This is a genomic window from Anabaena sp. FACHB-83, assembly GCF_014697485.1.
Classification (GTDB): Bacteria; Cyanobacteriota; Cyanobacteriia; order Cyanobacteriales; family Nostocaceae; genus Nostoc_B.
In genome coordinates this window covers 1-14,125 of sequence record NZ_JACJRY010000024.1, presented here as the reverse complement: position 1 = coordinate 14,125, position 14,125 = coordinate 1, and the positions used below count along the sequence as shown (strand labels likewise).

Genomic DNA, 14,125 nt, shown 5'->3' with positions numbered 1-14,125 from the left:
TTGTTTGTATGAATCTAATAAACTATACTTCACCAAAAGCATCAATATTTGAGTGCTGCCAGTTGAGAGTTTGAATTGTCTTATGCTTCAGACGAGTGGTGTGATTATTTGCCTTGGTTATATTTTTGGGTTGTTGTTTACAGCTGTTCCTTGGGGTGGGGTATGGGTTTTAATTTTAGCGATAGTGGGGGCAGTTTTTTTGCGAAAACGCACCACACAGCCGCAACCCAAAGAAAGCATTGTCAGCAAAAGTAAAGCTACACCCAATATTTGGCAATCATTCCCTCATCCGCGAGCTTGGTTAGTTGCTGGTTTGGTAGGATTGTTAGCAACCTTTTATTTTCAATTGCGATCGCCTCAACCCAGTGTCAAAGATATTAGTCAATTTGTCCCTGCCGATAATGTGGCGAATCAAGAACAATTATTTATTGTGCGCGGTGAAGTAGAAACTAGTCCCCGGTTAACTCGCAGTCAACGGGGACAATTGTGGTTAGCAGCAACTCAGCTAGATGAAATTAAAAATGGCAATGGCCCAGCCAGTGTACCAAAAGGTGTTACAGGTAAATTGTATGTAACTTTACCACTGCTGCAAGCAACTGGCTTACATCCTGGGCAAGAAATTGCTGTCACAGGGATTTTATATAAACCAAAAGCTGCTTCTAACCCTGGTGCGTTTGACTTTCAAAAGTATCTCAAACAAGAAGGATCATTTGCTGGTTTGATTGGAAGGCAAATCAATATTGTCAATGATGAGAATACATGGGGATGGTGGCAAGTTCGAGAGCAAATTTTAAAATCATTTGTTGAAAGTTTAGGCATTCCCGCAGGAACGCTGGTGAGTGCAATGGTTTTGGGTAGTAAAGCGGTTGATTTGCCTTATGATATTCGGGATTTATTTGTCAAAGCTGGAATGGCTCATGCTTTGGCTGCATCTGGGTTTCAAACTTCGTTAATTTTGGGTGTAATTTTACAGCTAACAAAACGCACAAATAAGGCGATTCAATTTACACTCGGTTTTTTAGGTTTAATGATTTTTCTAGGTTTATCAGGGGTTCAACCTGCGGTATTACGAGCCGTAATTATGGGTGGTGCGGCATTAGTTGGGTTGTTATTAGATAGGAAAGTCAAACAGTTTGGTTCGCTTTTATTAGCCGCAACATTATTATTGTTATTTAATCCTTTGTGGATATGGGATTTGGGTTTTCAACTGAGTTTTTTAGCCACATTAGGATTAATTGTCACTGTCCCAGCAATCACAGAAAAATTGAATTGGCTACCACCTGCGATCGCATCTTTAATTGCTGTACCTTTAGCCGCCACAATTTGGACTTTACCTGTCCAACTTGCAGTATTTGGTGTAGTCCCGGCTTATAGTTTGTTGCTGAATATGATTACTACACCATTTATTTCCGTGATTAGTATTGGTGGGATTATGAGTGCGATCGCGGCATTAGCATCATCTAATCTTGGTAGTATTCTGGCTGGAGTCTTGCAATATCCTAGCAACTGGCTCATTCAGTTGGTAGAATTTTTTAGTAACTTGCCAGGAAACTCATTAGTCGTGGGGAGTATTTCAACTTGGCAAATGTTAGGCGTTTATGCTTTGATTCTTTTAGTTTGCTTAGTTAAATGGTGGCAAAAACGCTGGTGGTTTGCTGGGCTAATGATATTTGGTTTAGTACTCGTTCCCGCTTGGCATTCCGCAAATACATTATTTCGGATTACTGTGTTAGAAGCTGGTTCAGAACCAGTTGTTGTCATTCAAGATAAAGGCAATGTCACCTTAATTAACAGTGGTGATGAAGGTACTGGACGTTACACAATTGTACCATTTTTGCAACAGCAAGGCGTGAATAAAGTTGACTGGGCGATCGCTAGTGATTTTGATAATAACGATAATAATGCTTGGTTAGAAGTAGTCCAAACCATTCCCATCAAAAATTTCTACAAATATGCTCTTAAGCCAGAGACTAACCCCACAAATCAAGAAATTCAACAAGCAATTCAAAAGCATCAAGGTATTTATCAAACTGTTGTTCCAGGACAACAAGTAGTTACAGGTTTAACAGTTGCTCAATTAATTAAAGAGAAATTACCTGTTTTATATTTACAAATTCAAAATCAAACTTGGTTACTAGTAGGTGATGTAGAACCTCAAGAAATAGAAAGATTAGCTAAATCTGGCAGTTTACCTAGTCCTCAAGTATTGTGGTGTACGCCGGAAGCTTTGAAAGATTTAATTAAATTGTTTCAGCCAAAAGTAGCTATTGCTACCTCTACTAACCTTGAGCCAAAAATTATGAATGAACTCAATAAAAACACAACCCAAATTTTTCTCACTGGACGCGATGGTGCAATTCAATGGACACCGAATAATCAGTTTGAATCATTTATTCAAGAAACAGAAAATAAATCATCTGTTTTATAGACAAGAATTATGCTGAGTAATGAGTAGTAAGTAATACTACTCTTATACCAATTTAATATGAAGACGCATATAAAAATCAATTACCCCCCTTAATCCCCCCTTGGAAAGGGGGGAAATAAGACAATCTAGTTCCCTCCCCTTTATAAGGGGAGGGTTAGGGACTCACAAGTGTAGGTTTTTAACAGAGTGATGAGTAGCGACTCTAAAAATCACGATTTAATCAGAGTTTCATCACCCTCACACCCTTACACCCCTACACCCTAAATCAAGATTTTTGGGGCAGAACGTAAAAAACCTACACCTGTCAGAGGGTTAGGGAGGGGTAAAATACTGTGCAGATTTACATAAAATTGGTATTACGAGAATACCTAACGGCGAACCCGCAGGATAGGAAACAAAGTTATAAGCGTTTGAGAGAGTTATTGCGTAAGTCTTAACTCATTACTCATTACCCATTCTCATTACTTAAATAAATTAGCCTAGACTGGGTGTCTGGCATCACTGTAAACTCGATTTCTGCAAAGGTCTTAATTATTTCAATTTTTGCAGTATTTATGATGATGTTAAAAAAATGCAACAAAGTTATAAGAAAAATAGTGGCTATTCAAAATACATCCTAAACTAGTTGAAAAAATCTTAAGTATATGCAGAAGCACCGCTTAGGGAAAGTAGTGGTTTTCTTTGGCAACTTTCCCTTGACTATTCATGTACCCGCAGCACCACGGAATGAGCAGTTAAATTTTTTGCGCGATCGCATCATTTTTCATGCTAATAATCTTGTAGAACATGGATTATGGGAAGAACCACTGAGTGATCGTGAACTAGAAAGAATTATGGCAGATGTGGAAATTGAGCCAGTATTTTTTCCTCGGCTTTGTGATGTTGTAGCTTATCCTGGGCAGATATTGAGAAAATTATTCAGACATTAAAGAAAAATACAGAATCAAAAATTAATAGACATATTGCCAAAATTTTGATTTACAAGCTTTTCCTTGCGCTCATAGGTAAACCAAAAAATTCAATTCTGACTCCTGATTTCTAATTCTGCTAAAGCTACCGCACCCCAAAGTGGTGCATCATCACCCAAAGCCGCCGGAAGAATTTCAAAATCTATTTCTGGTAAGGCGGTTTCACGGGCTGTTTTCTCTACAGTATTCCACCAAAGTTCTCCTGCTTTGGTTACACTACCGCCTAAAATAAACCTTTGTGGGTTAATCAAATTCGCTACATTTCCAATACCCACACCCAAAGCCCAAGCGCCACCTTGCAAAATATTAATTGCCAACTCATCACCTTGCGCCACCGCGTCACTGATGATTTTGCCAGTGATTAAATCTAAATCGTCATTGACTAAGCTACGTAATTGTTTACCTGAAAAGTGATTTGCTGGTTTTAATAAATATTCTTTGGCATCTTGAGCCATATAAGGGCCTGATGCTAGTCTTTCTACACATCCTTGTTTACCACATAAACATACTGGCCCCGCAGGATTAACTACTATATGTCCAATTTCACCAGCCATACCTGCGTTACCACGCCAAGGTTTACCATTCAGTATCCAACCACCGCCTACACCAGTGCTGATGGTGATATAAAACAAGCTATCGTATTCTTGACCAGCACCAAAGCGATGTTCACCCAAAGCTGCAATATTAGCATCGTTATCTACACTAGCAGGTACACCAAATTCTTGTTCTAGCAAGTGTTTGAGAGGTAGATTTTCCCAGCCAGGGACATGATGCGAAAGTCGCACTGTGCCTGTAGTAAAGTCTACAGGGCCGCCAAAGCTAACACCAATAGCTGTGGGAGTTTCACCTTGGAGTAAATTATAGATGAGCGATCGCATAATTTCTAAATCAGTGGTAGCATTAGCACCTGTGGGTGAGAGACGACGTTCATAACGCAACCATTGACGCGAACCAAGTTGAGTTACGGCTGCGGCTAACTTAGTACCACCAAAATCAAGGGCTAGAATTAATGTCATTTGTTTGAATAAGCTAAATGCGATCGCTTATTCAGCTTACTAGGGATGCAAAATGACAATCAAGCACACAGCCTAGAAGATTTTTTGGCTGTAGATTTTATTAGGATACATATTTTCAAAATAAGTAATAGCAACTTCACCAAATACCTTCACAGCAGTCGCCCCAATTACAGGTTGCACAACTTGTCCAATACCAGGAACCCACCCTGCAATCATACCGCCCATCTCAAATAAAACTTGTCCACCACCCATTGCGATGATTGCAGCTGCTGTTGCGCCAGCGCCACTAGCAGGAATTAAATTCACACCATAAACTTGAGCAATTCTACTAACAACAGCCGCCTGTACACCAGCTAAACCAGCTTGAAACGTAACTACACCAATCATAAAAGTTCCACCAGCAATTCCAGCTGCTGCTCCTGCTCCCATCATCAACCAAAGTTCATCTCTAGCTTGGTCACGACAATATTTATTCATAGCAGAAATCTCGCTACCAAAAATTATTTCTTGTCTACTCAGGAAATTTCAGATTCATAACTGGGTAGATGCAGCGAGCAGCATTGGCTCTCAACATACTTTGCGTTTCTAGGCTTTAGAGGAAGGGATAGATAATACTAATTCTATAAGAAACTACACTCAATAAACCCTGTAGAAAGTTTGTATACAACCTCTCTTTAACAACCGATAAATTACGTTTTGATTAAGAAATAGTATAGGAATCATATTTGATTTCTGAAAAACCAAATTGTCTAGAAACACATTTATGATATTATCTAAGGATACTGGCAATATCCACCTAGAGATATCATCAATCAGTAAATTTAGCTATTTTTGATACACCGAAAGAGTTTATTTAAAAATAATTAAATTTTTCAAATAGAGATGTGATACCAATTCACGAAATTACTGATACAAATCACTTCCTCTGCAACTCAGATTCCGGTCGCCGAGAGACTTGTACCGAGCGTTCGCGCAGCGTCTCCGTCAGGAGAAGTCGAGGCGCTGCTTTCATGTCTGTATCATTTTTAAAGTGAAATGGTATGACAATTCACATCTCTATTGTTTGATTTAATTTAACGATTTTTTGTCTCTAAATCTCTCAGTCGCACTTCATTTTCCCGCTTACCAGTTCTGAGGGAATCTTCATAATTTCTGGTAGCTTGTGAATGTTGACGTTCTTTAGTAGCGTAATAAGGTTTACTAGGTTCATTTCTGCCTATTCTGCGGTCTTTAGCAGTGTAATAAGGCGGTGCTGTTTCTACTTTATGATTTTTTGCAGAATAATAGCCATCAGCCAACACAGAATTACTCGGTAAGCTAATCAAAATCACCAAAGCAGCGAGGATAAATACTGCTATTTTGCTAATTAACTGACGAAGAAGGCTTGGAATGTTTAGCATGGAAAAATTCTCCTATGTCTGAAACAAATGCCTAAATGCTAAAAATACTAATTGCGATTAACGTCTTCCTCTAGGCTAATTATCTGTATATAAAAAGGAAGGTGATAAATATTCACCTTCCTTAATTAAGAATCTTATTGGTTAAATTTAGGCAATAGTTACATCTGGTGATAAATAAACATCTTGAATGGCGTGAAAGAGTTTCACACCTTCTTCAAATGGACGCTGAAAAGCTTTACGTCCAGAAATTAAGCCAGTACCACCAGCCCGTTTATTAATCACAGCAGTGCGTACTGCTTCCGCAAAATCATTTTTACCAGACGCGCCACCAGAATTAATTAAGCCTGCTCTGCCAGCATAGCAATTTAACACTTGATAACGAGTTAAATCTATGGGATGATCAGTGGTTAAGTCTGTATAAATTCGCTCATTTGTTTTGCCGTAACTTTCACCTGTAGCTTTAGCAACTGCACCATAACCATTGTTATATTCAGGTAATTTCTGTTTGATAATATCGGCTTCAATGGTTACACCCAAATGATTTGCTTGTCCAGTTAAGTCAGCCGCCAGATGATAATCTTTATCTTGTTTGAAAGCATTATTCCGCAAATAGCACCAAAGAATAGTCACCATACCCAATTCATGGGCGCGTTCAAATGCACGACTAATTTCTTGAATTTGTCTAGTTGATTGTTCGGAACCAAAGTAAATTGTTGCGCCTATAGCAACTGCACCTAAATTCCAAGCTTGTTCGACACTAGCAAATAAGACTTGATCAAATTGGTTGGGAAAGGTTAAGAGTTCGTTATGGTTAATTTTGACAATAAACGGAATTTTGTGGGCATATTTGCGTGAGACAATGCCTAATACTCCTAAAGTTGTGGCAACAGCATTACAACCACCGGCTATTGCTAATTTGACGATATTTTCTGGGTCAAAGTATATCGGGTTTGGCGCGAAAGATGCTCCAGCCGAGTGTTCAATGCCTTGGTCAACAGGTAAAATTGAAAGATAACCAGTATTTGCCAAACGACCTGTAGAATAAAGTTGTTGCAGATTCCGCAACACTTGAGGATTGCGATCGCTATTTAACCAAACTCGATCTACAAAGTCTGGCCCTGGTAAATGCAATAAATCTTGAGAAACTTTGGCTTTGTAGTTCAGCAGGTCTTCTGCTTCTTTACCTAACACTGACTCGATAGAACTAGCCTCTATCAATGTAGTAGTCATAGCACTTTCCTCAAACTTGAGAAAATAAGTTGGCCCTTACCCTAGCATTCTGACATTTTATCTCTCAGACAACCGAACTATTTCAGCAAAAACTTATTTTTGGAAGCTAGTATATGTTCTTTAGAGTTAATTTGAGTAATCGCCCTAGTACAAAAAGGCAAAAGTAAAAATAAATAATAACCATACCACAAGCCTTTTAGGAATTCCAAATAGTCTGTTTATTTAAGCCGACCTGTACTAGTGCCAAATATTTTTCAGTATTTTTTGCTATTACTGCTGTCAGTTGTGCCGCTTTTATCTTTTTAGAGAAATTGTACACAACAAACAGCATAGTTGAATGTGATGTATTAGCCAAAAAAAAGAGAGGTTGTTATTTTACCTCTCTTTTTTAAATTTCATCAACTCAGGTATCAGGACTTTTATCCTTTACCTGTAACTTTTTCAATATCTGTTGGGTTTGTGAACAATGAAGCTGAGGACTTGGCACTGCTTGATGTTGTCGAAACCTACAACACGGATGTAGTGAGTAGGATATTGAGAACGGCAAGCTTGAACTTCGCCTAATACTTCGCGGGTGGTTTTAGCACCGAACAAAGGCAGCTTCCACAGTGTCCAGTAGAACTCTGTGGGTTCAGAAACTTCGTTAAATTCAATTGCTGGAATGTAGCCTTGGCTCAGAATGTACTGAACTTGTTTTTCAATTTGAGCATCGCTGAGGGGGGGAAGATAAGAAAGGGTTTCGTAGCGGCGCTCTTTTGGTAGGGTTTGCATAACTGGTGATAACTGTTTGCTATTTTGTGACGGCTTGGAAATTTCCTAACTGGCTAAGTTATCCCAGTCAGGATCGGAAAAACTCTGTTGTTCTGATTCAGGACTGGGGTTAGATAAACTCAGCTGCGTGATGCGTTCTAAGTGCTGGCGGCGTTGTTCTGTATTAGCTTGCTGAATACCAGTCCGAACCATTTCTGGTAAGAACTCAACAACTTCTTCGGCAATGTGTTCTCTGACTGTCATTATCCGCAAAGCTAAATCTGGCTTTTCTTGGAAAAGTTGTTTAATGTAAGCTTCTCCATCCTGGACTTTTCCTGCGGAAAAGTTATGTAACCAAATTGCCAATGGTGGATTCGTTTCGCCTAGCTGTGCCAGTACAGTCCTTAGCGCCTGATAAGTCAGGTAGCTTTGGAGCGTTCTGGCTGTATCTTTCGCAATTTGCTTGAGATTCATGCTTGACCCAGCCCAAATTTAAGTTAAAAGTAAAAAGTAATAAGTAAAAAGATTTCTTTTACCTTTTAACTTTTTACCTTTTACTTGATGATCAGACGGTATCAACTGCCTCAAACTCGAACTTGATTTCTTTCCACAGTTCGCAAGCCGCAGCCAATTCAGGAGACCACTTAGCGGCTTCACGGATGATATCGTTACCTTCACGAGCCAAGTTGCGGCCTTCGTTACGAGCTTGGACTACTGCTTCTAACGCTACACGGTTAGCAGTAGCACCAGGAGCATTACCCCAAGGGTGTCCAAGTGTACCACCACCGAATTGTAGTACGGAGTCATCACCAAAGATTTCAACTAGTGCGGGCATGTGCCATACGTGGATACCACCGGAAGCAACTGCCAATACACCAGGTAGAGAAGCCCAATCTTGGGTAAAGTAGATACCGCGAGACTTGTCTTGTTCGACGTAGTTTTCCCGCAACAGGTCAACGAAGCCCATTGTAATACCACGTTCACCTTCCAATTTACCTACAACTGTACCGGTGTGAATGTGGTCACCACCAGATAAACGTAGGGCTTTAGCTAATACACGGAAGTGGATACCGTGGTTCTTTTGACGGTCGATTACTGCGTGCATCGCGCGGTGGATGTGCAGGAGAACGCCGTTGTCACGACACCAACGAGCCAAGGTGGTGTTAGCGGTGAAACCTGCTGTTAGGTAGTCGTGCATGATGATGGGCTGATTGAGTTCTTTAGCGTATTCAGCCCGCTTCAGCATTTCTTCACAGGTAGGAGCAGTCACGTTGAGGTAGTGACCTTTGATTTCGCCGGTTTCTGCTTGTGCTTTGCTGATAGCATCAGACACGAACAAGAAGCGATCGCGCCATCTTTGGAATGGTGCAGAGTTGATGTTTTCGTCGTCTTTGGTGAAGTCCAAACCACCGCGCAAACACTCGTATACAGCGCGTCCGTAGTTCTTAGCAGACAAACCTAGTTTGGGCTTAATTGTACAACCCAACAAAGGACGACCGTATTTGTTTAATTTGTCACGCTCAACTTGGATACCGTGAGGAGGCCCTTGGAAGGTTTTAATGTAAGCAACAGGAAAGCGAAGGTCTTCTAAACGCAATGCCCGCAAAGCTTTAAAACCAAATACGTTACCTACAATTGAGGTTAAAACGTTGGTGATGGAGCCTTCTTCAAAGAGATCCAGAGGATAGGCAATGTAGGCAATAAACTGGTTGTCTTCGCCAGGAACTGGTTCGATATCGTAGCAACGACCTTTGTAACGATCTAGATCGGTTAATAAGTCTGTCCATACGGTTGTCCAAGTACCAGTAGAAGACTCAGCCGCTACAGCCGCAGCTGCTTCTTCAAAGGGAACTCCAGGCTGGGGTGTAACACGGAACGCCGCCAGAAGATCCGTATCTTTAGGTGTGTAATCAGGTGTGTAATAAGTTAGTCTGTAATCTTGAACCCCGGCTTTATACCCAGCTTTTGACTGAGTCTTCGTTTGAGCGTAAGACATATCTATCCTTCCAAGATGTCACTCTTTTTACTTATCAAATCACGTTTTGTGCAACTTCCTCTCACCATTTTTTCACCCCCATCACTAGAGGAGAAAGTTAGGCACAATTTGTTGTTAGAGGTCGTCTTCGCCAAAGGGTAGCAGTGCTTCTTTAATTAACACTTGGTTTCTCACCAGTGCTGTTCATGCTCAGGAGTGCATATCCTGGCGCTTGCGCCCTCGTTGGATGAAAAAATTTCTTTTATCTATTCTTCTTGACTCGCTAAACCTTTGTAGCCTCAGTAAAAACTCTCTAATTTGCAGAAAGTAAGAGGTTATTCTCGTTTACATCCGTTTAATTATGGAAATGCGCGTTCTCGCTTACATTTCCGCACCCGCACTCCTGCTGTGTTTCCAATTTGTAGAAAACAAACCAGAAGAGACTTTGCGGGATGCTGATTTAGTCGAGTAGTCAGCGAAAGACAAAATTGCACACAACGTAATTTGTAACTTGTCTCACAATATATCAATAAATTGCATAAGTTATTCTTTGAAAGTTCTTAACTTATTTATTTAATTTTTTTATTACATAAAGTTTTAAACATTTTGTTAAAAATAGTTTACAAAAATGTACAAAGGTGTAAGGCATCAACCTTGGCAAAATCATGACTACTGATATCCTAAAAAATCAAATGTTAAGTATTGACAGATGTTTTATTTTCTGCATGTGTGGGAATCTTAACTAACAAAGGATTGTGGGTTAAGGTGTATGGAATGGAAAGATTCGTCGAGTGTTGCATTGACTACAAGGCATTGTCTACTATCTTTCAGGACTTACGCACAAAGATTATCTGTAGAGATTAAGTGAAAGGGTGAAAGGATTTGAGATGTAAGGATTTTGAATCAGTACACCCCTATACCCTCGCCAAAACCCTTGATTGTTCGTTGATTTATTCAATAAGTCGGTGATCTAGTTGTGTGATGGTTTTGCGGTAGGCGATCGCTGTTTGTAGATAAAATAAAATAAAGTGATTTTCAAAAAAAACATCATCATGTCTTCGCTTCCTGTCAACGAAGCTCAAAAACAGTTGCAACAGCTAATCGACCAAGTTGCAGAACAAGGTAAACCTGTAATTATTCAAGGCGATCGCGGTAATGCTATTCTGCTGTCAGAACAGGATTGGTCTGCAATTCAAGAAACTCTCTACTTGTTATCTGTTCCTGGAATGCGAGAATCTATCAAAGAAGGACTAGCAACTCCTATTCAAGAATGCAATGAGGAATTGAATTGGTGAGTTGGCGTTTAGTTTACACAAAGCAAGCACAAAAAGATGCAAAAAAATTAGCCGCTAGTAACTTGAAAGAAAAAGCTGAGGAATTACTCGCCATCCTTGAACAAAACCCTTGGCAAAATCCTCCACCTTATGAAAAGTTAGTTGGCGACTTAATAGGTGCTTATTCTCGCAGGATAAATATACAGCATAGATTAGTATATGAAATCATTGAATCTGAGCAAGTAGTCAAAATAATTCGGATGTGGACACATTATGAGTAAATATAGGAATCCGGTTTGATTTCTGAATTTATTTGATTCAAGAATCAAACCGTATTCCTATAGACACCAAAAGAAAGTGACTCTGAAATTTCAGAGTCACTTTCTAATTTGCCACAGACAGCAATTTAAACTTTCACAACATACTCAAAAGTGAAAGTTTACTTTTTAGCTTCTTCGATGGGAACCCATTCTGTGTGGAAAGAACCGGGTTTGTCGAGACGCAGATAGGTATGTGCGCCGAAGTAGTCGCGTTGTGCTTGAGTGAGGTTTTGGGGCAAGCGATCGCGGCGATAGCTGTCAAAATAATCTAAAGATGCACTAAAAGCTGGGACAGGAATACCCAGTTGAGCAGCAGTAATGATAACTTCCCGCCAAGCTGCTTGTCTGTCTAGAATTGTTTGCTTAAACTCAGGAGCTAAGAGCAAGTTAGGCAATGCAGGATTTTCGGTAAATGCCTTTTTAATTTTATTCAAAAAGCCAGCGCGAATAATACAGCCACCTTTCCAAATCCGAGCTAATTCGCCCAAATCCAAATTCCAGTTATATGTTTTGGAAGCAGTAGATAGCAGCGCCATCCCTTGAGCGTAAGAACAAATCTTGGAGCAATATAACGCATCCCGGACTTTGTTAATAAACTCTTTGGTAGTACCGCTATATTTGCCACTGGGGCCTGTGAGTTGTTTGGATGCGGCTATCCGTTCATCTTTAATTGAAGAGATAATCCGAGCATTTACAGCTGCTGTAATGGTAGGAATAGAAACGCCTAATTCCAACGCAGTTTGTACAGTCCAACGACCAGTACCCTTTTGACCTGCTGCGTCTACAATCAAATCTACTAAAGGTAGACTGGTGTCTGGGTCAATGTAAGGGAAGATATTAGCTGTAATCTCAATCAAAAATGAATTGAGTTCGTCGGTGGTGTTCCATTCAGCAAACACTTCGTGAAGTTGATTGTGGTCAAGTCCACCAGCATTCTTCAGCAAGTCGTAGGCTTCAGCAATTAGCTGCATGTCACCATACTCAATGCCGTTGTGTACCATCTTCACATAGTGACCGGAACCACCAGGGCCGACGTAGGTCACACAAGGGCCGTCATCAACTTGGGCAGCAATTTTGTTGAAAATTGGTGAGAGATACTCATAGGAACTTTGGGTACCACCAGGCATCAAAGAAGGGCCGTTTAATGCGCCTTCTTCACCACCACTCACACCCATACCGAGAAACCGTAGACCCAGGGGTTCTAATTCTTCGGTACGTCTTTGGGTATCTTCAAACCAAGAGTTGCCACCATCAATGATGATATCGCCTTCGGACAGCAAAGGTTTTAGCTGTTGAATCACCGCATCCACGGGTTTACCAGCTTGCACCATCACTAGAATTTTGCGAGGACGTTCTAGTGCTGCAACGAATTCTTCTAAGGTAAAGGCCGCTTTAACGTTCCTTCCTGGCGCACGTTCAGCCATGAAAGCATCGGTTTTCTCGCGGGAGCGGTTGTATACTGCAATTGGAAAACCATTACGTTCCACGTTGAGAGCGATATTCTCGCCCATAACGGCTAATCCAATCACACCAAAACTTTGTAGTGTCATAACTAGTTTGGCTAACTCTTGCAGATTCTTTCATCTTTTAGGGTAATCCGAGAGTTTCTCTTATCCCCTAAAGAAGACATTAAGAGTTACCGTGATTGCTAAAAGCTCAGAACTAACATCACATATAACAAGTTTTAAATTGTATCTAATTCAACAATTGTGCTGCAAAATTTGCAAAATTGGAGTATCTAGTTTAGGCATTAGGCAGATGGGATAAAGGATTAAATTCAGAATAATTTTTCCTTAAATTAAGATAAATTTTCCCGTATCCAGTCCCTAATACCTGATAACAAATAGTTAAGGAGTAACCAAAAATGCTGGCATACGTCCTAGCTTTGGTGGTCGGTATTGGTAGTTTATTACTCTACGTATCGGCGTTCTTTTTTCCCGAAATCCATCGCAAGAATGATTTTATTTGGAGTGGCATTGGGCTGTTTTACGCTTTAGTATTATGGGTGTTTGCCCCCCATATTAGCGGCGGATTATTACTAGGCCATGTGGCGAGTGTGGCTCTTTTGCTCTGGTTTGGTTGGCAAACTTTATCACTGCGTCGCCAAGTCACACCACAATTACAACAAACGCCTGTACCCAGTTCGGAAGCCGTAAAAACTTCTCTGCAAGCACAGGTGACAAAGGTATCTCTTCCAGAACGCCTGGGCAAATTACAACAAAGTTTGAGTAGCACCTTTGGCGGTGTAAAAAACAAAGTCCAACCACCAGTCAGTAAAAATGTACCAGCAGAGAAACCTGCTGTGGAGATTGTTGACAAAACTACACCCATCCCCGAAACTGCGCCTGAAGAAGTACCTGTAACGGAGGCGGTTCCCGAAGTCATTCCACCCCATCCCCCATCCCCGGAGTTGGTGGAAGCCGCGCAAGCACATCCAGAGGACGAAAATAAAGAACCCATCCCTGTCGAAGAAATTGCGCCTGATGCGGTGCTTGCTCCCCCGGCGGAAACACCACCGGAACCAACACCGCCAAATAGTTAGGTTAGTTAAATTTTGTAAAACCCAGCTTGATTTTATGATCATGTTGGGTTTTGCTGTGATCTAAAGTTGCTAGTGGCGATCGCACAAATTAAACTAGCGACTAAATAAATACAGCACTTGCGTCTGTTATGAGGTACAATAAATTAAAATATAAATACCTCTAAATGAAGTCATACTCTGTCGATCTTCGAGAAAAAATAGTTGCAGCACATCTTCAAAAAA

General features: G+C 40.5%; 13 protein-coding genes. 5 read left to right on the top strand and 8 right to left on the bottom strand.

Annotated elements, in window-relative coordinates:
* Window positions 1-82: 82 nt before the first annotated feature.
* Together H6G79_RS23765 and H6G79_RS23760 are read left to right on the top strand one after the other, a co-directional pair.
* A complete protein-coding gene (locus H6G79_RS23765) occupies window positions 83-2,428 on the top strand; it encodes a ComEC/Rec2 family competence protein (RefSeq protein ID WP_190592416.1) in 2,346 nt (781 codons plus the stop codon).
* A gap of 644 nt (window positions 2,429-3,072) precedes the next feature.
* The gene (locus tag H6G79_RS23760; protein WP_190592417.1) at window positions 3,073-3,357 is read left to right on the top strand and encodes a hypothetical protein; all 285 of its coding nucleotides are present in this window, start codon (window positions 3,073-3,075) and stop codon (window positions 3,355-3,357) included.
* 89 nt (window positions 3,358-3,446) lie between these two features.
* Here the strand turns inward: H6G79_RS23760 and H6G79_RS23755 are convergent, their stop codons facing one another.
* The 7 genes from H6G79_RS23755 to H6G79_RS23725 all read right to left on the bottom strand — a co-directional run bounded on the left by H6G79_RS23755 (window position 3,447) and on the right by H6G79_RS23725 (window position 9,788).
* Complete coding sequence (locus H6G79_RS23755; protein ID WP_190592418.1) at window positions 3,447-4,412, bottom strand: ROK family protein; 966 nt, start codon at window positions 4,410-4,412, stop codon at window positions 3,447-3,449.
* A 72-nt stretch (window positions 4,413-4,484) separates the two neighbouring features.
* Window positions 4,485-4,889 carry a hypothetical protein gene (locus tag H6G79_RS23750; RefSeq protein WP_190592419.1) on the bottom strand — a complete coding sequence of 135 codons (405 nt, stop codon included), beginning with the start codon at window positions 4,887-4,889 and terminating at the stop codon, window positions 4,485-4,487.
* A gap of 596 nt (window positions 4,890-5,485) precedes the next feature.
* Window positions 5,486-5,812 (bottom strand): hypothetical protein, encoded by a 327-nt coding sequence (locus H6G79_RS23745; RefSeq protein ID WP_190592420.1) that lies wholly within the window; start codon window positions 5,810-5,812, stop codon window positions 5,486-5,488.
* 147 nt (window positions 5,813-5,959) lie between these two features.
* Window positions 5,960-7,042: a class I fructose-bisphosphate aldolase gene (locus tag H6G79_RS23740; protein ID WP_190592421.1), complete on the bottom strand. Its 1,083-nt coding sequence runs from the start codon at window positions 7,040-7,042 to the stop codon at window positions 5,960-5,962.
* A gap of 441 nt (window positions 7,043-7,483) precedes the next feature.
* Window positions 7,484-7,813, bottom strand: a complete 330-nt coding sequence (locus H6G79_RS23735) for a ribulose bisphosphate carboxylase small subunit (RefSeq protein WP_190592422.1) — start codon at window positions 7,811-7,813, stop codon at window positions 7,484-7,486.
* Window positions 7,814-7,858: 45 nt separating this feature from the next.
* A complete protein-coding gene (rcbX, locus tag H6G79_RS23730; RefSeq protein ID WP_190592423.1) occupies window positions 7,859-8,266 on the bottom strand; it encodes a RuBisCO chaperone RbcX in 408 nt (135 codons plus the stop codon).
* 91 nt (window positions 8,267-8,357) lie between these two features.
* On the bottom strand, window positions 8,358-9,788 hold the full coding sequence (locus tag H6G79_RS23725; RefSeq protein WP_190592424.1) for a form I ribulose bisphosphate carboxylase large subunit: 1,431 nt from the start codon (window positions 9,786-9,788) through the stop codon (window positions 8,358-8,360).
* A gap of 1,031 nt (window positions 9,789-10,819) precedes the next feature.
* On the opposite strand from H6G79_RS23725, the gene H6G79_RS23720 reads away from it, so the two are divergent.
* Complete coding sequence (locus H6G79_RS23720) at window positions 10,820-11,062, top strand: type II toxin-antitoxin system Phd/YefM family antitoxin (protein ID WP_190592425.1); 243 nt, start codon at window positions 10,820-10,822, stop codon at window positions 11,060-11,062.
* Entirely contained in the window at window positions 11,059-11,322 is a 264-nt protein-coding gene (locus tag H6G79_RS23715) for a Txe/YoeB family addiction module toxin (RefSeq protein ID WP_190592426.1), read from the top strand. Before H6G79_RS23720 ends, H6G79_RS23715 begins: the two co-directional genes overlap by 4 nt.
* Before the next feature lie 158 nt (window positions 11,323-11,480).
* Here H6G79_RS23715 and gndA read toward each other — a convergent pair whose 3' ends face one another.
* Window positions 11,481-12,911: an NADP-dependent phosphogluconate dehydrogenase gene (gene gndA, locus H6G79_RS23710; RefSeq protein WP_190592427.1), complete on the bottom strand. Its 1,431-nt coding sequence runs from the start codon at window positions 12,909-12,911 to the stop codon at window positions 11,481-11,483.
* A 314-nt stretch (window positions 12,912-13,225) separates the two neighbouring features.
* Between gndA and H6G79_RS23705 the strand changes: the two genes are divergently transcribed.
* A complete protein-coding gene (locus tag H6G79_RS23705) occupies window positions 13,226-13,903 on the top strand; it encodes a Ycf66 family protein (protein WP_190592428.1) in 678 nt (225 codons plus the stop codon).
* Window positions 13,904-14,125: the final 222 nt, after the last annotated feature.